This is a genomic window from Bombella sp. ESL0380 (assembly GCF_009725805.1).
GTDB classification, from domain to species: domain Bacteria; phylum Pseudomonadota; class Alphaproteobacteria; order Acetobacterales; family Acetobacteraceae; genus Bombella; species Bombella apis.
Map to the genome: position 1 here is coordinate 64,819 of NZ_WNIH01000002.1, position 19,710 is coordinate 84,528.

Sequence of the window (19,710 nt, forward strand, 5' to 3'; positions counted from 1 at the left end):
GAGGCTGGTCAGTCCGGCAAGGGGGGACCAGCAGAAAAGACGGAATTTTTACCTGGTTCGTGCCTCTATGGTCCTGCGGCTTTCAGTGGGCGGGGGCAGTTCCGGCCCTGATGTTCTTTTCGTAAGAGACACGCACGCCATCGCCGATGGCCTCCCCTGTCAGGCGCATGTCGTCATGCGGCACGCCGAGGCTGGTCAGACGCTGGGCAACGGCCCGGGCCCGGAGCAGGGCCAGACCGATTTCATGCGTCTGTTCATCAGGAGAAAGGCCGCTTTGGGCGCTCAGGGTCGTGCCGAAGCCCCGGATGAGCAGGAGATGACGGTGTCGCTGGGCTACGATCTGGTTGAACGTGTCTGTCTGGTCTCCATCCAGATGGTCGGTATCGGCCTGGAAACGCACCAGAGCCCCGACTGGTGTGGCGGTATCGAAATCCGGTATGACGGGCAGAACCGTGCTGGGGAGTGAGAAGCCGGGGAAAAGCAGAGGCTTTGGTGGCTGGCCGGGGTCCGGCAGGTGGATGGGCAGCGCATGGGTGACGGGCTGGTAGATCAGGCTGGAGCCACTGCCTGCCGGGCCGGTGGACCTGTCCTGACGGATGATGGCCGGATGGCTGGCAGCAGGCCCGTTGCTCTGGCTTTCCAGCGTCATGGAACCGCCATTCTGGGGCTGGGGTGGTGGCGGGTTCATCATGCCGATGGGCAGGGCTCCGCCAGCAGCGGAAATGCGCTGGGAGTAGTTGCGATCCCGCTCCAGACGAGTCGTGATCATCGCCCGGGCATCGGCACTTGGGAATTCCGGCCGGGTGGTGGGGATGAGGGCGATGTTGGGGGCGGGCCTGTCATAACCCGGCGTGGGGGGGCGCAGCCGTCTGATCTCCCCGCCCATGATGTCGTGTGCGATGTCCCGTGTGGTGTCGATGGCATCACGGTGCTGGCAGCCTGCGGTGAAGGCAGGCAGGGCCAGCAGGCAGAGCCCGAACTGGAAGAGGCCGGCACCCCGTGTGAGGGTGGTGGAAATGGAACGGAAAGAACGGGTGAAAAGGCTGGGTGTCATGGTCCGGCGTGCAACAGGGCGGAAGGGGCAGGGCCAAAACAGGAAAGCCCCGGAATGAAAGGGTGGGGAGGCAGGATATGTGTCTCTTCCCTCGGACGCAATTCCTTACTGGGGAAGAAAGGGAGAAAAAGGGTCCTGATTCGATCATGGGAAATGATGAAAAAGCTGCAAGAAAGCGTCGTTTTAAGGCTTGGCAGAGAGGTCAAGCAGGGGCAGGATAGCGGCATGATGACATATGATGAATGCCACACCCATGATGTTGCCCGCCTGCGGGCTTCTGCCTCTTCTGGAGAGGATGTCCGCCATGGCACCGCCACGGTGCGTCCCCGCATGGAGGACGAGCCGGATGGGCCTCCGGAGGATGAGAAAAAGTCCGGCCCGGCCCCGGAGGTGGAGCGCCACCTCTTCGAGCAGCGCAAGGTGCTGATCTTCGGTGGAGTGAATGACCGCATGGCCCGTGACATTACGGGCAGGCTGCTGGCTCTGGCTGGGGAATCGGACAGGCCGATTGATGTTTACGTCAATTCTCCCGGCGGCCACGTGGAGAGTGGCGATACCATCCATGACATGATCCGCTTTGTGGATTCTGTTGCTCCGGTCAACATCATCGGTACGGGCTGGGTGGCGTCTGCCGGTGCGCTGATTTTTGTGGCGGGGCGTCCGGAGCGGCGTCTGTGTCTTCCCAATACCCGGTTCCTGCTGCACCAGCCGATGGGCGGTGTGCGGGGCCCGGCGACCGATATTGATATCGAGGCCCGCGAGATCATCAAGATGCGTGAACGTCTGAACAGGCTTTTCGCGCGTGAAACGGGACAGCCCTACGAGAAAGTGGCCCGTGATACGGACCGCAACTACTGGATGTCGGCGAAGGAGGCGGTTGAGTACGGGCTTGTTGGCCGCATCATTTCTTCGGCAGCCGATCTCGAACAGGCCTGAGTCCCAGCAAGGAAAGGAGCCTTATCGTGAGCGATGCATATAAAGCGGACGGGAAGAGCTCTCTGGCGGATATTTATTCCCATCTGCCGGACAGCCCATCCGAAAAAACGCTGGAGCAGGTGGACTACGATGCCCGCCACTGGAGCAGCCCGGTCAAAGGGCCGCTGAAGCCGGGTACCCCGGAGCACAAGAAGGCCATGGCCGACATGTTCCGGGAGACGTTCAACCCCTACAAGCCGTCAGTCATCCCCTGGCCGAAGCTGGACCCGGAGACGCTGCACCGCATCACCTCCCTGCCGATCTGGGATATCGCCGTGCAGACCGAAGGCAAGGCCCGCCTGCGCATGGCTGCCTATGCCGACATGCTGGACGACCCGGATGTGAAGGACGCCATTGCCCGTAATGCATGGGAAGAGAACCGCCACAAGGAGGTTCTGGCCCGCATGGTGGAGCATTACGGTATTCCGCTTGCCCCGGAAGACCCTTACATCGAGCCGCGGGATACGGAATGGGCCTATCTGGTGACGGGTTTCTCCGAGTGCTGGGACAGCTTCTTCGCCTTCGGTCTGTTTTCTCTGGCCGAGAAGGCCGGCCTGTTCCCGATGGAGCTGATCGAGACATTCGAGCCTGTCATGCAGGAGGAGTGTCGCCACATCCTGCTGTTTGCCAACTGGCTGGCTTACCATCGTGCCGTCATGCCGCTCTGGCGCCGTCCGTGGTTCGAGATGCGGGTGATCGGTGTGCTGTTCTTCCTGCTTTATGAGCGTCTGAGCCTCGTCCGCAGCTTTGATGATGATGGTGTGGAGCATACGCAGGACAACAATTTCACCGTGACCGGTGCCCAGAGCATGACGGACAAGAAGGTGGATTTTGTTGAGCTGATGGAGCTGTGCCTCAAGGAGAACGAGCGCCGCTTTGCAGGGTATGACCCTCGCCTGCTGCGCCCGCAGATGGCACCGTTTGCGGCCCGCATGGCCCTGCGCGGTGTCAAGCTGTGGCGTCGCCTGCGTGGTCAGAAGGATGGTGATGCCCATCAGGCTGCCTGAGGGGTAGTGCCAGTTCTTGGGACTGGATGGAAAAAAGCCCCGCTCCAATATGCTGGAGCGGGGCTTTTTGCATGAGGCGTTCTTTTGTCCCCCGCTGCTGGGGGACAAAAGGACCTTCCGTCAGCTTTTGCGGCGGTTGCCGGTGCTGGTGCTGTCCAGCGGCAGCTCGTTGGATGAATCCGTATCATCCTCTGCCGACTCACCAACCATCATGTCTTCAGCGATGATGCCAGCATCCTGCCGGACTCGTTTTTCAATTTCCGCAGCCATTTCAGGATGCTCACGCAGATACTGCTTTGCATTTTCCCGGCCCTGGCCGATGCGGGTGCTGTCGTAAGAGAACCAGGCGCCAGATTTCTCCACCACATTGGCCTTTACGCCAAGGTCCAGCAGCTCGCCCATTTTGCTGACGCCCTCGCCATACATGATGTCGAATTCCACCTGCCGGAAAGGGGGGGCCATCTTGTTCTTGACGACCTTCACCCGTGTCTGGTTGCCCACGACCTCGTCCTTGTCCTTCACGGAGCCGATGCGGCGGATGTCCAGGCGGATGGAGGAATAGAATTTCAGGGCGTTGCCGCCTGTCGTGGTTTCCGGATTGCCGAACATCACGCCAATCTTCATGCGGATCTGGTTCAGGAAGATGATGGTGGTGTTGGAGCGGGAAACGGAGCCTGTCAGCTTGCGCAGGGCCTGGCTCATCAGGCGGGCATGGAGGCCGACATGGCTGTCCCCCATTTCCCCTTCCAGCTCGGCCTTGGGCACAAGGGCAGCGACAGAGTCCACGACCAGAATGTCGATGGCCCCGGAGCGGACGAGCGTATCAGCAATTTCCAGAGCCTGTTCCCCGGCATCTGGCTGGCTGAGCAGCAGATTGTCGATGTCCACCCCCAGCTTGCGGGCATAAATGGGGTCCAGCGCATGTTCAGCATCAATGAAGGCAGCCGTACCGCCCTTTTTTTGCGCCTCAGCCACGGCGTGGAGAGCCAGCGTGGTCTTGCCGGAGCTCTCCGGGCCATAAATCTCGATGATGCGGCCCCGTGGCAGCCCACCGATGCCCAGCCCGATATCCAGTCCCAGCGACCCGGTGGAAATGACATCCACCTGCTCCTTGGGCCGCTGGCCCAGCCGCATGATGGACCCCTTGCCGAAGGAGCGTTCGATCTGGCTGAGAGCGCCATCCAGCGCTTTGCTTCTTTCTGCGTTCTTGTCTGCTGACATGAAGACCTCGTGACTGACAGGCCCCGGATGATGGGGCAGGGAGTGGTGGCGGGGCATGTGCCTGCCCCATCAGATGGCGTTCAGAAGGGCTCTGGACAAGCCCTTGGGGCGTATCTGTCCAGAGTGGTGTTCCCTGCTGGTTCAGTGGGTGATGGTGTGGGCGGTCAGACCGTTCCCGTTGGGGGCGGCCCGTCCGAGACAGTCATCACCGGAGCAGACGATGCTGTTGAGCTGCCCTGTCCCTGTAGAGGGAGCAATGGCCTGCCCCTGTGCGAGCTGCCGCAGCGCATCAGCAACGCTCTGGGCGGCGTCATTCTGCCCCGAGGCTGCAAGGACGGCCTGCATCCGTTTGTGGGGGGCTTCCAGCATGGCAGCGCTGAGGAGCGGGCGGGGGTAGTCATGCGGGGCTCCAGCGAGGACAACCCCCGTACTGCCGGCCAGACGCCCCGTGCCAAACAGGTTGTTGTCTGTCAGCACGCAGCCAACGCTCAGGCCATGGCCATCCCGTACGACAAAGGAGGTGGAGGCCGGCAGAGGGGGCAGGCCGGTGGCATCGCTCTGGCCAGAGGCCATGAATATCTGGCCTTCCTGGAGGCTTGTCCGGCCGGAACGGCGCCATGCGCTGATGACATTTTCAGCCCGCAGGTTCTGGCGGAAGGCTGTAGCACTGCCCAGTCCACCATCAGCTGGTGGCGCAAGGAAGCTGAGGCGATACGGCCCGCTGGTAAAATGCAGGGCAGATGTCTGTCCGGGCAGGGAGCGGCGCAGGTCGTCGCGTGTCAGGCCTGCACCAGCCTTGTTGGCCTGTGTGACAAAAACATCGGACAGGGCACCGGTATAGAGGTCTCCCACCCCAACCAGTTTCAGGCGGGAGAGGAATGATGTCAGGCGGGGCTGGGTCAGCTGGTCCCCTTCCCGGATGGCCACACCGGAATCCCCCCGGCTGAAGAGGGCCTTCATTCCTTCGTTGGAAAGGAGAGGCCCCTGCACGGCGGCGATGTCATTGGCCAGCTGGCGGCTGACCGTGATGCCCTGCTGGCCAAGTGTTATGGCCGGGTCGATCGTATCACCCAGCTGGACTGACCCGTACCGGAGATTCAGCAGGAACAGTCCACGGGCCATCATGGGTACGGCAGCGGGGCGGTCTCCGCCCGTGCCGGTGCCGTCAACAGGCAGGAAGGAAATGCTCTCGGCGGGCTGGCCCGGGCGGGCAACCAGGCAGGCCCCGCCACCTCCCAGAGAGGCACGGGAGGGGAGTGTGACGGACAGAGCGAAGGCCGTTGCCGTGGCAGCATCGGCGGCATTGCCCCCACGGGCGAGGACATCACGGCCGACCAGTGCTGCCTGCGGTTCATCAGCTACCACAATGCCTGTGTTGGCTCTGGCGGATGGGGCTGTATGGCCGAAGAGATGATGCTTGAGGCTCCTGCCACCAGAACAGGCGACAAGGCTGCTGCCCAGAAGGCTCAGGCAGGCCAGCAGACCAAGCCCGCGCGCCCACCGGGGAGTGGGACGGTCAGACAGGCAGGGGGGATGAGGGGTCCGGCTGTCAGGCTTTACCACGGTGGCGGCTCTCCAGTGTTGCGGGTCACGATCAGGGCTGTTTGCAGGGACTGTCTGCCATCATGGCGGTCCCGGATTGAGGTATGATAGCGTTAAACTGCCGGGATTGGGAGGGCAACCCCGCAGGGGGTGGTTTTAACGGGTCTTACATGCTTCGGCTGTAGGCTGGGGAGCAGCATCATCGTTCCTCATGAAGGGATGGGGCTTCAAAAACAGACCGGTTTGCTGTTTAACAGGGCTGGTCATCGGGGCGGTTCTACCTGCATGGTCAGGTGGAGGGGCCCCTCTCTTTCTCAAGCGCCCATGAAATGCTGCATAACCCCATGGAGGGCACGACCATGAAACAGCGTGTGAAGTCATTTTCCCTGGCCCTGCTGGCTGGCCTCCCTCTCATGGGGCTGTCCCTTGCGGGGACGTCCCATGCGGCGGATGAAGCGGTTTTTAACGCAAAGCAGCGGGCGGCGATCGTACAGATTGTCCGTGAGGCCCTGAAGAATGATCCGAGCATCCTGTCCGATGCCATCCGGTCCATCCAGCAGCAGGCCAGTTCCCAGCAGGAAGCCCACGTGAAGGCGGCCGTGCGGGCCAACTGGCAGGCTCTTTCCACGGCGCCATCCTACGCCGTACGCGGCAACCCGCAGGGGCAGGTCACGGTCGTGGAATTTCTGGACCCGCGCTGCACCTACTGCCGCCACATGGCCCCGGTGGTGGACCAGTTCCTTGCCAGACACCCGGATGTCCGGCTGGTGGAGAAGGTCATTCCCGTTCTGGGTGATGCCAGCCTGCTGGATGCACAGGCCATCTATGCGGCAGCCTTCCAGGGGCAGTATGACGCCATGCGCCGCCGCCTGATGGAGGAGACGGCCAAACCCGGCATGGAGCATCTCCGTGATGTGGCAAAGAGCCTGAAGCTGGACGTGGCCCGCTTCGAGAAGGACATGAAGGGGCAGGCCGTCATGGGGCTGCTGACAGCCAACCTTGGTCAGGCCCAGAGTGTGGGCGTGCAGGGGACGCCGACCTTCCTGTTCGGTCAGGCTGCCGTGGCACCCGGTGCGCTGGGCATGGAGCAGATGGAGCAGTTTCTCGAGGCAGCCCGCAAGGGGTGATCCTCCCCCTGCTGGTGAAAGGCTGAGATGATGACCCTTGCGGAGCAGATGGCCGCCTGGCTGGCAGCACGTCCTTCCCCTTCATGGAGGCAGCCCCTGCTGATGGGGATCGTCAATGTCACGCCGGATTCCTTCTCGGATGGCGGGCAGTTCTTTACGCCGGAGGCCGCCCTGAAGCAGGCCCATGCCCTTCTGGCCGAGGGGGCGGACCTGCTGGATGTCGGTGCAGAATCCACGAGGCCGGGTTTCACGCCCGTGGATGCGGAAGAGGAATGGCGGCGTCTGGAACCGGTCCTGACGCCTCTGGCCCGGGAGGGGGCGGTCCTGTCCGTCGATACCACGAAGGCCTCCGTGGCCCGGAAGGCCCTGGTGGCTGGCGTGCAGATGGTCAATGACGTGTGGGGGTTGCAGGCCGACCCGGACATGGCTTCCGTCGTGGCCTCCGCCGGTGCCGTGGTGGCCATCATGCACAATCGTGAGGTGGTTGATGCCAGCGTTGATCTCTGGGATGACTGGCGGCGTTTCTTTGACAGGTCCCTGAAGCTGGCCGACCGGGCAGGCATCGCCCGTGAGACCATCCTTCTGGACCCCGGCGTCGGGTTCGGCAAGACGGTGATGCAGAATCTCTGGGCCGTGCAGAACATGCGGCGGCTGGAGGCCTATTACGGTCTGCCCGTGCTGCTGGGTGTGTCCCGCAAATCCATGTTCGGCAGGCTGCTGGGGCGGGAAGTGCATGACCGTCTGCCAGCGACGCTGGCGGTCAATCTTTACGGGGCGACGCAGGGGGCCTGCATGGTGCGGGTGCATGACGTGCAGGCACACAGGGACATGCTGGACATGACCGCCCTGCTGGCCGTGAATGGAATGGTGAAGGGAGATGTCGAGTGATCATTCCGTCCCTGACCCATGTGCGGGTGCATGATCTCTGCCTGTTCGGGCATCATGGCGTACATGAGGAAGAAACCCGTCTCGGTCAGCGTTTCTATGTGTCGCTGGAGGTTCGGGCTGACCTGTCGGTAGCGATTGCGGGGGATGATTATACACAGGCCGTCTGTTACGGGCAGCTCTGCCAGAGTGCCGAGCGGGTCTTTCAGGCTGGTCCCTGCAAGCTGATCGAAACTCTGGCCGGGCGGATAGGCACTGCCGTGCTGGCGGACTGCCCCGCCGTGCAGGATGTGTCCGTCACGGTGCGCAAGCCTTCAGCCCCTGTGCCCCATGCGGTGGAGGATGTATCCGTCACGGTGACGCAGCAGCGGGAATACCGGGTCGGTTTTTCGCTCGGGGCCAATCTGGGCGAGCGGGAGGCCGTGCTGCGGGCTGCCGTGGAGGCTCTGGGCCATCAGCCGGGGCTGGAGATCGAGGCGGTTTCCTCTTTTTACGACAGTGCTCCGTGGGGTGTGGAAGATCAGCCTCCTTTCGTGAATATCGCCGCCCTGGGGCGGACGGTCCTGCCTCCGCAGGCCGTTCTGGGTCTCTGCAAGGAGATCGAGCGGTCGCTGGGCCGTGTGCCCGGGCGACGCTGGGGCGAGCGGGCGGTGGATGTGGACCTGCTTTTTCATGGGGATGGCACCGTGTGCCATCCTCTTCTGACACTTCCCCATCGTCATCTTTTTGACCGTGCCTTCGTGCTGGAACCCCTTGCCGAGCTGGAGCCGGAGCTTGAGATCGCTGGACGTTCCGTGAAGGAAGCGTTAGCAGGGTTGGATCGTATAGCTGGGGATGTCACACGGCGCAGGCCGGGGCAGGGTGGATGAACTTTGGGGGATGCTGAATGTCAGCCAATGAGACAGGGATTCCGGGGAAACAGGCCCCGACACCGGAGGGTGCCGCCGGAGCGATCACCCGGCCGGAGGACGCCATCAGCCGCATTGCCGGAGGCGTGCGGGAGCTTCTGCTGGCCATAGGGGAAGACCCCTCCCGTGAAGGGTTGCGGGATACGCCGGACCGTGTGGCCAAGATGTATCTGGAGATTTTCTCCGGCCTGTATGAGGACCCGCGGGACCACCTGAAAAAGCAGTTCAGTGCCGACCAGCATGGCGGCATGGTGCTGGTGAAGGACATACGCTTCCAGTCCACCTGCGAGCATCATCTCCTGCCGGTTCTGGGGCGTGCCCATGTGGCCTATCTGCCGGAAGGTGGCCGCCTGACGGGGCTGAGCAAGCTGGCCCGTGTCGTGGAGGGCTATGCCCGCCGCCCGCAGCTTCAGGAACGTCTGACAGACCAGATCGTGCAGGCGATGGTGGAGGTGCTGGAGCCGAAAGCCGTTCTGGTCGTGGTGGAAGCCGAGCATATGTGCATGAGCCTGCGGGGGGTCCGCAGCCCCGGTGCCACGACCGTGACGACAGGTTCTTACGGTCTCTGGGCCGATGATGCTCAGGCCCGGCAGGAAGTCATGGCCCTGATGCGGGACTGAGACCGCTTTGCGGGGCGGTGTCAGTCCCGTGTGGTATCGTCGGCCCGGTGCCACCAGCACCGGTCTGCCGGGCGGTCCACCAGCGGGAGATAGAGGGACGGGTCGCCATGCAGGCGCACCGTGTTGGTGGGCGTCTCCTTGATCTCGAGCGAGGCGGGGGACAGCAGCCCGCCCTGGGCGGTCAGGAACGCCTGAAGTTTGCTCATCAGCAGGGCGGCGAGCAGTTCCGTCGTCGGGTCGCCGGGCGTGACGACAAGGCGGTCCAGCCGCTGGGGTTCATGCTCGGCAAACCAGCCCAGAAGCGGGTCAGACTCGGAAAGCTGGAAACTGTGGTCCATCCGTTCGTCGATGAAGCGGTGCCAACGACCCTTGGCCTCGGCAAAGGGCAGCAGCATGTTGCCGTGCCCATCCAGCCGCCGGTCTTGCGGAGCGTTGGGGCCGGGCACCAGCGTGACGGTGACATATTCATTATGCCCGTGCGGGATGGCACAACGCTCGCTGCTGCCTGAGATGAGCCGGTGCCCCATGCAGAAACGCCGTGTGAAAACCAGTTCTGTCCGGGTGATGTCGCTCATGCCCCCTCCTGATACTGCCGCCACCCTTCGGCACGCAGGGCACAGGCGGGGCAGTCTCCGCAGCCGAATCCCCATGCATGCTCATGGGTGCGGTCTCCCTTATAGCAGGAATGGCTCTCATGGCGGATGGTTTCTGTCAGGTCAGCTCCGCCCAGATCGTGGCAGAGCTGCCATGTCTGTGCCTTGTTGATCCACATGAGCGGCGTGTGGAGGACGAAACGCTGCTCCATGCCCAGATTGAGGGCAACCTGAAGGGCCTTGATGGTGTCATCCCGGCAGTCGGGATAGCCGGAATAGTCCGTCTCGCACACACCGGTGATGATGTGGCGGATGCTGCGGCGGAAGGCGAGGGCAGCGGCGAAGGTCAGGAAGATCAGGTTCCGGCCCGGCACGAAGGTGTTGGGCAGCCCGCTCTCCCCCATGCTGATCTCGGCATCCCGTGTCAGGGCGGTATCAGAGAGGGCGCCGAGGCTGGCCAGGTCGATCGTGTGATCCTCTCCCAGCTTTTCTGCCCATGCGGGATTCTGGGCACTGATGCTCTGCCGCAGGGTGGTGCGGCACTCCAGCTCCACGGCGTGACGCTGCCCGTAGGCGAAGCCGACCGTCTCCACATGGTCGAAATGATGCAGGGCCCAGGCCAGACAGGTGGCGGAATCCTGCCCACCGGAGAAGAGGACGAGCGCACGGCGGTTCCGGGCGGCCTGATGGCTGGCGGAGGGGGAGGCGGGTGTCGTCATCAGGGGATTCCGATCAGTTTGTGGGTTTGCAGGCTCAGCCGCCATTGCGGGTGGGTCTGGCAGTAGCGCACGGCCTTTTCCGTATTGGCAGGGCGGTCCGGTCCATCCATGGGTTGTAGCCAGAAATGCTGGAAGTCGCACGCCGCAAACTGTTCCGGCGTCAGGGTGTCCTGTGGATAGACGAGCTTCAGCTCATGGCCATGTGTCTGTTTCAGCGGCTGGCCGGGTTTGGGGCTGACGCAGACCCAGTCGATTCCTTCAGGGGCAGGAAGACTGCCATTGGTTTCCACGGCGATGGTGAAACCACGGGCCCTTGTGGCGGCGATCAGGGCTGCATCAAGCTGGAGCAGGGGCTCCCCACCGGTGAAGACGACATAACGCCGGGTCACGTCCGCAGTGTGGGCCAGCCAGCAGTCATCCAGCGCAGCGGCCAGAGCTTCAGCCGTGGCAAAGCGGCCTCCGCCGGGGCCGTCCGTCCCGATGAAGTCCGTGTCGCAGAAGGTGCACTGGGCCTTGTGGCGGTCCTCTTCCCGGCCGGACCAGAGATTGCAGCCGGTGAACCGGCAGAATATGGCCGCACGCCCGGAATGGGCACCCTCACCCTGCAATGTGGCGAATAGTTCCTTGACGATATAAGGCATGGGCAGAGATGTCGGGCAGCTGCGTTCAGGATGCAAGGATTTTCTTGCCTGAAAGGGCCGAAACGATCTTTCCGCAGCAGAAGGCGGATCATGATATCAAGGGGGAGAGAAGGGAATAAAAAACGCCACCCTTTTGAAAAAGAGTGGCGCGAGTGACGGGGCTCGAACCCGCGACCTCCGGCGTGACAGGCCGGCGCTCTAACCAACTGAGCTACACCCGCAGTCTTCAGCTTTTCTGGAAAAGCATCGTTCCCTTGGGATGGCGTCTATCTAGCGGGATACGGTGTTGTTGGCAATAGAGAAATATCACTTTTTTACGTTTTTCTTCATGAAAATTCCATTTCAGGGGGCGTGTATGAAAACGGCCCCCTCCGGCCCTGCCGAGAGCCAGAGCTGATGATGGATCAGCCAGTCGGCTCCGAGGAGCATGTCGGCCTGTTCATGCAGGGAAGTGACGGTGAGGACCGGGTGCAGCTGGGTCTGCCCGCCAAGGGTGAGGCGGTTGAAACGGTGCCAGTGATAGCGGTGTTCTCTGTCGCCAATGCCTGCGCTGGTCCCGCCGGGGTCCCGGTCCAGCTGCTCTTTCGTGATGCCGAGCCTGTGGACGAAGTCCCGGCTGATGATGTGGGAGCGGGCCCCGCTGTCGATCAGCGCCAGCCCTTTCTGACCATCCAGCGTGAAGGGGATGAAGAACCGGTTGCGGATGCGTTGGGCGACAAGCCGCTGCCCCGGTGTGGACCAGAAAGGCGGCTGGCGGCAGAGGAGGGACCCGGTATGGATGTCCCACAGGCTGAGCCGGTGATGGGGCAGGTCGAGGTCCAGATCATAATGGCCGAGCAGGTCCATGCCGATCAGCCCCAGCACGGGGGGCTGTATGGCGGGGAATCCCGGCAGGGTGCCCAAAGGCAGGACAGGATGGTGATAGGTGAGCTGTCCAAGCGTGATGGTCGCCAGCTGGATGGTCGGCACTACATGCCCCCGTCCGTCCGGCCCGGAGATGATGGTGGCATCTTCCTCATTGGGGGTGAGATGCAGGTGGGTGATGGCATCTGGTGTCAGCAGGCTGCCCTCGGACCCTGTATCCACGATCATGGAGAGGGAATGGCCATGAATCTGCGCCACGGTCGTCAGGTAATAGCCTGTTTCCTTGAGGGGCAGCGTGGTGATGTGGGTCTGGCGGCAGGCCGGTTCGGGGCTGGAGGCCAGAGCCGCAGAAGACGCCATGAAGGAACTGCCAAATGCCAGAATGATGCCGGTGAGGAAAGGGAGGAAACGGGAAGCGTGCGTCGTCATGGGATGATGGGTCTGTCCGAAGAGGTCGGCAATGAAAGGTCAGTCTGGCTCAGGAAGGAGCTGTCAACGGTCGGCCCGGGGATGGGCCTTCTGCCAGACCTCCATGAGGTGATGCTCGTCTGCCAGCGTGTATATCTGTGTGCTGGACAGGCTGGCATGGCCCAGAAGCTCCTGAATCGCCCGCAGGTCTGCTCCATTCTGGAGCAGGTGGGAGGCGAAGGCATGGCGCAGGGCGTGGGGGGTGGCAGAATCGGGCAGTCCTTCCATCAGGCGCCATTGCCGCATGGCCCGTTGGGCCACACCCGGATTGAGGCGTCCACCCCGTACGCCGCAGAAAAGCGGTGCACTGGCATGGGGTGAGGGATGGACGGCCAGCCAGCGTCCCAGAGCATCCCGGACGGCGGGCAGGACAGGCACGGCTCTTTCCTTCCCTCCCTTGCCTGTGACAAACAGAATGTCATCGCTGATCCGCTCCACGTCACCGACATTGAGGGACAGTCCCTCGCTGATGCGCAGGCCCGTGCCATATAGCAGGGTGAACAGGGCGGCATCCCGCAGGGCAAAATGGCCATCGGCTGTCTGGTCGGCAATACCGTCCGGGGCCGTGCGTGCGGTTTCCGGCGTCAGAGGGCGGGGGAGGCGGGTTTTCAGCCGGGGGCTGCGCAGGAGGGTGAGGGCCGGATTGGTGATGCGGTGTTCTTTTTCCAGATAGCGGTAAAAGGCCCGCAGAGCGGAGATGCGGCGGGCCCGGCTGCGGGCGTGGCCATCTGGCGTGTGACGGCTGCCAGGATGGAGGCGGGCCATCTTTTCGGCCCGGTTCGTTTCATGGGCCAGCCATGAGCGGAAATCAGCCAGTGTCAGCTTGTCCAGCGCTTCCAGCGGCAGGTCCCCACCAAAGTGGCGGCTGAAGAAACCGAGAGCGAGGGAGACATCGTGCAGATAGGCTGTCCGTGTGGCCTTGCTGGCTCTTTTCTCATGGGTCAGCCAGTCCTGCCAGGCCGTGAGGGCCTCATGGGCCGTATGAATGGTCATGGCGCTGGAGGGGGGGCTTCCAAATGGAAGGCGCATGGTATTTCCCTGCCGGAGAGGTTAGGATGAAGACATGGCAGAAAACAGCCTCCCTCCCCATAGCAGGAGAATGGAAGCCGGTCATCGTCTTTCCGTTCTGGTGCCCCGTCCCTTCGATGGCCCGCTGGATTATCGGTCCGACAGGCTTCTGGCACCGGGAACGCTGGTGCGTGTGCCGCTGGGGCGGCAGGAGCTGACAGGTTGTGTGTGGGACGGCGAGCCAGCCCATCTTCCTGTCGATTTCCGTCCGGTCTCCAGAGGGAAAACGTTCGCTTTTGCAAAACTGCGTCCCATCTCGGCCGTGCTGGAACATGTACCGCCCCTCCCGGATGATCTCCGCCAGTTCATCGACTGGGTGGCGGCCTATGGCCTGAGTGCGCCGGGCATGGTGCTGGCCATTGCCCTGCGGGTTCCGGCGCAGGCGGGCAGCATGAAACCCCTCATGGGCTGGATGCGGAAACCCGGCCCCCTGCCGGACACGCTGCGTCTGACCCCGGCCCGCAGGGCCGTTCTGGAGGCTCTGGAACAGGGTGGTCCCGGCACCACGGCGATGCTGGCGGCGCAGAGCGGGGCCAGTGCGGCGGTGATCCGGGGTCTGGCCAATGCAGGGGTGCTGGAAGAGTGCCTCATGGAGGTACCATCCCCTGCCGGACAGGCGGACCCGGACCATGCCCCGCCGACCCTTTCCGCAGAGCAGGCCGAGGCGGCGGAGGCTCTGGTGGCCGGCGTGGAGGAGCGGACCTTCAATGTCACGCTGCTGGAGGGGGTGACGGGGTCCGGCAAGACGGAGGTCTATTTCGAGGCTGTGGCAGCGTGCCTGAGGCAGGGCAGGCAGGTACTGGTGCTGCTGCCGGAGATCGTCCTGACGGCCCAGTGGACGGACCGTTTTGAACGGCGCTTCGGCATCCGGCCTGCCGTCTGGCATTCCGAGCTGGGGCAGAAGACACGGCGGGAGACATGGTGCGCCATTGCCGAGGGGCGGCAGCAGGTTGTCGTGGGGGCACGCTCTGCCCTGTTCCTGCCTTTTGCCCGTCTCGGGCTTGTGGTGGTCGATGAGGAACACGAGAACACCTACAAGCAGGAAGAAGGCGTTCTCTATCACGGGCGGGACATGGCCATCGTGCGGGCGAGGCTGGTGCAGGGGGCGGTCATTCTCGTCTCCGCCACACCGTCCATGGAGACGCTCGTCAATGTGCAGAAGGGGCGCTTCCGTCATGAGGTGCTGGAGGCTCGGCATGGAACGGCCCGGATGCCGGAGATCACCCTGATCGACATGAAGGAGCATGGCCCGGAGCGGGGGCAGTTTCTATCCCCTCTGCTCTGTGAGAGCATTGAAGAGCGGATGAAGGCCGGAGAGCAGAGCATGCTGTTTCTGAACCGGCGTGGTTATGCACCGATGACGCTGTGCCGGGCCTGTGGGCACCGCCTGCAATGCCCTCACTGTTCAGCGTGGATGGTGGAGCACAGGCGCCGCCGGATTCTGGCCTGTCATCACTGTGAATACACCCAGCCACTTGTCAGTGCCTGTCCATCCTGCGGGGCGCAGGACAGTCTCGTGCCGATCGGCCCGGGGGTGGAGCGCATCCATGAGGAGGCGCAGGCCCGCTTCCCGGATGCACGGCTGCTGAGCATGGCCTCCGATACGCTGACCTCACCCACGGCCATGGAAGAGGCCGTGCGGAAAATCGCCAGCCGGGAGGTGGACCTCATCATCGGCACGCAGGTCGTGGCCAAGGGCTGGCACTTCCCGGACCTGACGCTGGTTGGGGTGGTGGATGCGGACCTCGGACTGGGTGGAGGTGACCTGCGGGCAGCGGAACGGACCATGCAGCTGCTGCATCAGGTGGCGGGGCGTGCAGGGCGTGGCACGAAGCCGGGGCAGGTGATGCTGCAAAGTTATGCGGGTGATCACCCGGTGATGAAGGCCCTGCTGGCCAATGACTTCATCAGCTTCATGGAGCAGGAGGCCGCCCAGCGTCGTCCGGGATTCTGGCCTCCTTACGGGCGTCTTGCTGCCGTGATCGTCAGTGCGCCGAAGGAGCGGCAGGCGGAGGAGCTGGCCCGCCTGCTGGCCATGCACGCCCCACGGGGGGAGGGGATTCAGGTTCTGGGGCCGGCTCCGGCCCCTCTGGCCCTGTTGCGGGACCGGTACCGGTACCGTCTTCTCCTGCGGACCCGGCGGGACATCGCCCTTCAGCCCCTGCTGAGGCGGTGGTTGGACGGTGCGCCCCGCAAGAATGATGCCCGCATCGACGTGGACGTGGACCCGGTGTCTTTCATGTAACCGGGAAAGGTCAGTCCGGGATGCCGTTGGCCTGCTGTTCCAGCTGCCGGTAGCGTTTCTGTCCGTCCGGGAGCAGGGGGGCGTGTGTCAGGGCCTCGGTATAGGCATGGAGGGCCTGATGGGGATGATGGAGATGTTCCTGCGTGTGGGCCAGAATGTCCCAGCTCTGGGCATCGCCAGGGTCATGCACCAGCGCCACCTGAAGGTCCTGCACGGCTCCTGTCAGATCATTGCCGAGAAAGCGGACGGCAGCCCGCTGGCGGCGGAGGAAGGCGTTGTCGGGCTGGAGGGTCAGAGCCGCGGAGAGGTCTTTTTCAGCGTCACCTGTATGGCCCTGTTTGAGTTCATCCTGTGCCTCGCTGAGCAGGATGCGGCCACTGTTCTTGACACTGTAGAGGCGCAGCGTGTCAGCCTTTTTCATCAGGCTGTGGGCCTTCTGGTCATCCTGTTCGCTGGCAATGGCCTGCTCGGTCTGTTCCAGCTTTTCTTTCAGGCTCGGGCTGTGCGGCTTTGGGGGCGGTGGAACATGAAGGCTGTTTTTGGAGTCGGGTGCGGGTATTGCTGCATGGGGCTGGCCCTGCACTGGCTTGTGGGCCGGAGCGGTGGCTGCCATGGCCGCTGGCCCTGCACTGTAGAACAGACAGGCCGCCGCCATAAAAAAAGCCCCCAGCCGAAAAGCGGGAGGCTTCAGCCCCCCGGAGGGGGCTTCACGCTTCAGAGCATGAAAGACAGGGTGGCGCAGCGGAGCCGTGGACATGCCGCACCGTCCCATCCGTCTGTCAGCTCAGCCCTGACGGGCCTTCATGCGCGGGTTCTGCTTGTTGATGACATACACGCGGCCGCGACGACGCACGACACGGCAGTTCTTGTCACGAACCTTGGCGGACTTCAGGCTGTTACGGATCTTCATGATGTTCAGGCTCCCCGACAGAAAAGACAGGCCTGCCTGCCCTTCCGGACAGCGGCTCTCATAATGCAGGGCTGAGACGCCCGCGAAACTTGGCGTCCGCATACCCTGTCCTTTGGGGGTGAGTCAAGGTTGTGGCGGCCAAAACCCCATTTCTTCCTGATCCTTTTCAGATTATGCTGCCCGGCATGAGCCAGTTTCCATCTTTTCGTCCTTCATGTTTCCGCAAGCTCGTGCCGGTTCTTTTCCTGGGGAGCCTCTGTCTGGCCAGCCAGGCCTGGGCAGGGGGTGCGGCCCGAACGGATGATGACGACCCAGCCGTGAATGCCAAGGGCGTCGTGGTGAACAATATCCTTGCTGTTCTGCGGGTCAGCCCGAATTCGGCGGGCAACCAGTGCCTGAAGACCCTGGATGAGATGCGCAAGGTGCAGAAGCAGCTGGATGACGAGGAAACGGCCCAGCGCAGCTTCGATGTCGGTCTTCTGCGGGATGTGCTGGAATCGGACATGGAGAGCGTGATTGCCAGCTGCGGCCGGGATGCACGCACGGCCTGTGGGGGTGGGGTTGCCGGGCAGAATGCACGGCTGGGCAAGATATGTAACCAGCTCTCTGAACTCGATTCGGAAGATCAGGGCGACGATCTCCAGTAAGTGGGCGGGACCGCCAGAAAAAGCCCCTGTTCCGTAAAAGGAGCAGGGGCTTTTCTTTCAGGAGGTCAGTTTTCTGCCTGTTTCAGGCTCCAGAGGGCGAAGGCCTGCACGAGAGCCACTTCCTTCAGGCGGGCAAAGCGCCCCGAAGACCCACCATGCCCTGCCTCCATGTTGATCTGGCAGAGGAAGGGCCCTCCCCGTGCCTCTTCCCGCAGGCGGGCGATCCATTTGGCAGGCTCCCAGTAGGTCACCCGTGGGTCGGACAACCCTCCCAGGGCCAGAATGGCCGGGTAGGAGACGGGGCGGATATTGTCATAGGGAGAATAGCTGGCGATGAGGTCGTAAGCCTCCGGGTCCGTCAGCGGGTTACCCCATTCCGGCCATTCCGGCGGCGTAAGCGGCAGGGAGACGTCCGACATGGTGTTCAGCATGTCCACGAACGGTACCTGTGCGGCGATACCGGCAAACAGCTCCGGTGCCATGTTGGCAACGGCTCCCATCAGCAGCCCGCCTGCCGAGCCCCCATGCGCCACGATGCGGCGGGGGGCGGTGTAGCCTTCGGCAATCAGGTGCCGGGCACAGCTGATGAAGTCGGTGAAGCTGTTGGTCTTTTTGGTTGCCCGCCCTTCAAGGAACCAGTTCCAGCCTTTTTCACTGCCACCCCGCACGTGGGCCGTGGCATGGATCACGCCACGGTCCACGAGGCTGAGGGCGGTGGTGGAGAAGCTGGCCTCCATGGAGATGCCGTAGGAACCATAGCCGTACAGCAGCATGGGATTCTGCCCATCCAGCTTCGTCCCCTTCTTCATCAGGAGGGTGACGGGCACCATGGCGCCATCATCAGCCCGGGCGAACAGGCGGCGTGTTTCATAGGCGGCAGGGTCGTGGCCCGAGGGAACCTCCCGCACCTTGCGGAGGTTTTTCTCCCCTGTCCGCATGTCATAATCATACCAGTGCGCCGGGGTCGTGGGGGACTGGTAGATGTAGCGCAGGAAGGGCTGGTCATATTCCAGAACGCCCAGCAGGCTGAGCGTATAGGCGGGTTCGTCCATGCTGATATGGCGGGCATGGCGGCGGATGTCGCCCCTGTCGGCGTCCTCACGGCTGAGGGTGAAGATTTCCGTATTGCCGTTGCGCCGCTCCAGCCAGGCCAGATGGTCCTTCCCGGCACTGACACCGAGGAGGAAATGGCCTTCCTCATGGGGCAGGAACTCCTGCCAGTGGGCACGGTCCGGCGTGGCTTCCGGGGCCGTCATCAGCTTGAAGTCCACGGCCCCGCCTGCGTTGGTCAGGACGATGAAGCGGTCCTGCCAGTGGGTCAGGCTGTAGCGTTCCCCCCGCACCAGCGGTGCAGCGACTTTGGGCATGGCCGTCGGGTCTGAGGCGGGGATGAGCAGGGTCTCGTTCGTGTCATGGTCACCCCTTTCAATGGCGATCCATTTCCGGGAGGCACTGACACCGATGCTGAGGAAGAAGCCGGGGTCGGTTTCGTCAAAGATGAGCGTGTCCTCACCACCCAGAAGCGGGCGGCGATAGATGCGGGAGGGGCGACCATTGTCGTCCCGGTAGATCCAGAAGAGATGCTGGCTGTCCGGGGAGAGGGTGAAGCTGCCCGTGCTGCTTTCCACGGCGGGGGCGCAGAGTTCACCCGTGGCAAGGTCCTTGACCTGAATCCGGTAGACTTCCGACCCCTGCACGTCCTCGGCATAGACGTAATAACGGTGGTCCTCTGTGTGGGCGGCCTGGGCGAGGCTGTAGAAGCTGTGCCGGGCGGCCAGTTCGTTCACGTCCAGCAGGATTTCTTCCGGTCCGTCGGCCTCGCTGGCCCCGGCCTTGCGGGGGCGGCGGACATGGAGCGGGTACTGGGCGTCCTTCTCGAAGCGCAGGCCGTACAGCCACGGCCCGTCAGGCAGCGGCACGGACTCTTCTGCCGGAGGAATGCGGCCGACCATCTCCTTGAAGAGGTCTTCCTGAAGCGGCACCGTTCCGGCGAGGACGGCCTCCGCATAGGCGTTTTCCTGTTTCAGATGGGAGCGTATGTCATTCCGCAGGACGGACGGGTCCCGCAGGACCTTCTGCCAGTTTTCGTCCTTCATCCATGCGTAGGAATCCGTACGGGTGCGGCCGAGCTGTTCCAGCACGACGGGATTGCGCCGGGCCACGGGGGCCTTGGGCAGGGCGGGAGCGGTGTGTTTGTCAGCAGTCATGGGGGAGAT

At 63.2% G+C, this 19,710-nt stretch carries 19 protein-coding genes and 1 tRNA gene; 8 read left to right on the forward strand and 12 right to left on the reverse strand.

Going from position 1 to position 19,710, the window contains the following annotated elements:
• Positions 1-82: 82 nt before the first annotated feature.
• Complete coding sequence (locus GM608_RS00570) at positions 83-1,054, reverse strand: hypothetical protein (protein WP_333644820.1); 972 nt, start codon at positions 1,052-1,054, stop codon at positions 83-85.
• Positions 1,055-1,384: 330 nt separating this feature from the next.
• On the opposite strand from GM608_RS00570, the gene GM608_RS00575 reads away from it, so the two are divergent.
• Entirely contained in the window at positions 1,385-1,990 is a 606-nt protein-coding gene (locus tag GM608_RS00575) for an ATP-dependent Clp protease proteolytic subunit (protein WP_333644837.1), read from the forward strand.
• Between the two features lie 26 nt (positions 1,991-2,016).
• The gene (locus tag GM608_RS00580; RefSeq protein ID WP_081562520.1) at positions 2,017-3,036 is read left to right on the forward strand and encodes a hypothetical protein; all 1,020 of its coding nucleotides are present in this window, start codon (positions 2,017-2,019) and stop codon (positions 3,034-3,036) included.
• 120 nt (positions 3,037-3,156) lie between these two features.
• Here the strand turns inward: GM608_RS00580 and recA are convergent, their stop codons facing one another.
• Complete coding sequence (gene recA, locus GM608_RS00585; protein WP_052349241.1) at positions 3,157-4,257, reverse strand: recombinase RecA; 1,101 nt, start codon at positions 4,255-4,257, stop codon at positions 3,157-3,159.
• Between the two features lie 141 nt (positions 4,258-4,398).
• Positions 4,399-5,820 carry a gamma-glutamyltransferase gene (locus tag GM608_RS00590; RefSeq protein WP_333644821.1) on the reverse strand — a complete coding sequence of 474 codons (1,422 nt, stop codon included), beginning with the start codon at positions 5,818-5,820 and terminating at the stop codon, positions 4,399-4,401.
• Between the two features lie 338 nt (positions 5,821-6,158).
• Here GM608_RS00590 and GM608_RS00595 point away from each other — a divergent pair, with 338 nt between their 5' ends.
• From GM608_RS00595 to folE, 4 genes are read left to right on the forward strand one after another with little or no spacing between them, the layout of a single operon-like run.
• Positions 6,159-6,926 (forward strand): DsbA family protein, encoded by a 768-nt coding sequence (locus tag GM608_RS00595; protein WP_103765771.1) that lies wholly within the window; start codon positions 6,159-6,161, stop codon positions 6,924-6,926.
• Positions 6,927-6,953: 27 nt separating this feature from the next.
• The gene (gene folP, locus GM608_RS00600) at positions 6,954-7,814 is read left to right on the forward strand and encodes a dihydropteroate synthase (protein ID WP_227431411.1); all 861 of its coding nucleotides are present in this window, start codon (positions 6,954-6,956) and stop codon (positions 7,812-7,814) included.
• A complete protein-coding gene (gene folK, locus GM608_RS00605) occupies positions 7,811-8,680 on the forward strand; it encodes a 2-amino-4-hydroxy-6-hydroxymethyldihydropteridine diphosphokinase (protein ID WP_103765738.1) in 870 nt (289 codons plus the stop codon). The genes folP and folK overlap by 4 nt, the downstream gene beginning before the upstream one ends.
• Before the next feature lie 17 nt (positions 8,681-8,697).
• Positions 8,698-9,339, forward strand: coding sequence for a GTP cyclohydrolase I FolE (folE, locus tag GM608_RS00610; protein WP_081847770.1), 642 nt, complete (start codon positions 8,698-8,700; stop codon positions 9,337-9,339).
• A gap of 20 nt (positions 9,340-9,359) precedes the next feature.
• On the opposite strand, the gene GM608_RS00615 is transcribed toward folE, so the two are convergent.
• From GM608_RS00615 to GM608_RS00640, 6 genes are all read right to left on the reverse strand, one after another.
• Positions 9,360-9,914, reverse strand: coding sequence for a 6-carboxytetrahydropterin synthase (locus GM608_RS00615; protein WP_103765739.1), 555 nt, complete (start codon positions 9,912-9,914; stop codon positions 9,360-9,362).
• Positions 9,911-10,651 carry a 7-cyano-7-deazaguanine synthase QueC gene (gene queC / locus GM608_RS00620; RefSeq protein ID WP_333644822.1) on the reverse strand — a complete coding sequence of 247 codons (741 nt, stop codon included), beginning with the start codon at positions 10,649-10,651 and terminating at the stop codon, positions 9,911-9,913. Before queC ends, GM608_RS00615 begins: the two co-directional genes overlap by 4 nt.
• Positions 10,651-11,292, reverse strand: a complete 642-nt coding sequence (gene queE / locus GM608_RS00625; protein ID WP_043561795.1) for a 7-carboxy-7-deazaguanine synthase — start codon at positions 11,290-11,292, stop codon at positions 10,651-10,653. The genes queC and queE overlap by 1 nt, the downstream gene beginning before the upstream one ends.
• Before the next feature lie 144 nt (positions 11,293-11,436).
• A tRNA-Asp gene (locus GM608_RS00630) sits at positions 11,437-11,513 on the reverse strand.
• A gap of 121 nt (positions 11,514-11,634) precedes the next feature.
• Positions 11,635-12,585, reverse strand: coding sequence for a retroviral-like aspartic protease family protein (locus GM608_RS00635; protein WP_052349223.1), 951 nt, complete (start codon positions 12,583-12,585; stop codon positions 11,635-11,637).
• Between the two features lie 63 nt (positions 12,586-12,648).
• The gene (locus GM608_RS00640; protein ID WP_227656450.1) at positions 12,649-13,653 is read right to left on the reverse strand and encodes a tyrosine recombinase XerC; all 1,005 of its coding nucleotides are present in this window, start codon (positions 13,651-13,653) and stop codon (positions 12,649-12,651) included.
• Positions 13,654-13,687: 34 nt separating this feature from the next.
• Here GM608_RS00640 and GM608_RS00645 point away from each other — a divergent pair, with 34 nt between their 5' ends.
• Complete coding sequence (locus tag GM608_RS00645; protein WP_249109188.1) at positions 13,688-15,937, forward strand: primosomal protein N'; 2,250 nt, start codon at positions 13,688-13,690, stop codon at positions 15,935-15,937.
• A gap of 10 nt (positions 15,938-15,947) precedes the next feature.
• Here GM608_RS00645 and GM608_RS00650 read toward each other — a convergent pair whose 3' ends face one another.
• Both GM608_RS00650 and ykgO read right to left on the reverse strand, forming a co-directional pair.
• Positions 15,948-16,694 carry a M48 family metallopeptidase gene (locus GM608_RS00650; protein WP_248630819.1) on the reverse strand — a complete coding sequence of 249 codons (747 nt, stop codon included), beginning with the start codon at positions 16,692-16,694 and terminating at the stop codon, positions 15,948-15,950.
• A gap of 27 nt (positions 16,695-16,721) precedes the next feature.
• Complete coding sequence (ykgO, locus tag GM608_RS00655) at positions 16,722-16,847, reverse strand: type B 50S ribosomal protein L36 (protein WP_043561915.1); 126 nt, start codon at positions 16,845-16,847, stop codon at positions 16,722-16,724.
• Between the two features lie 230 nt (positions 16,848-17,077).
• Between ykgO and GM608_RS00660 the strand changes: the two genes are divergently transcribed.
• A complete protein-coding gene (locus GM608_RS00660) occupies positions 17,078-17,494 on the forward strand; it encodes a hypothetical protein (protein ID WP_043561914.1) in 417 nt (138 codons plus the stop codon).
• Positions 17,495-17,559: 65 nt separating this feature from the next.
• Here GM608_RS00660 and GM608_RS00665 read toward each other — a convergent pair whose 3' ends face one another.
• On the reverse strand, positions 17,560-19,701 hold the full coding sequence (locus GM608_RS00665; protein WP_333644838.1) for a S9 family peptidase: 2,142 nt from the start codon (positions 19,699-19,701) through the stop codon (positions 17,560-17,562).
• Positions 19,702-19,710: the final 9 nt, after the last annotated feature.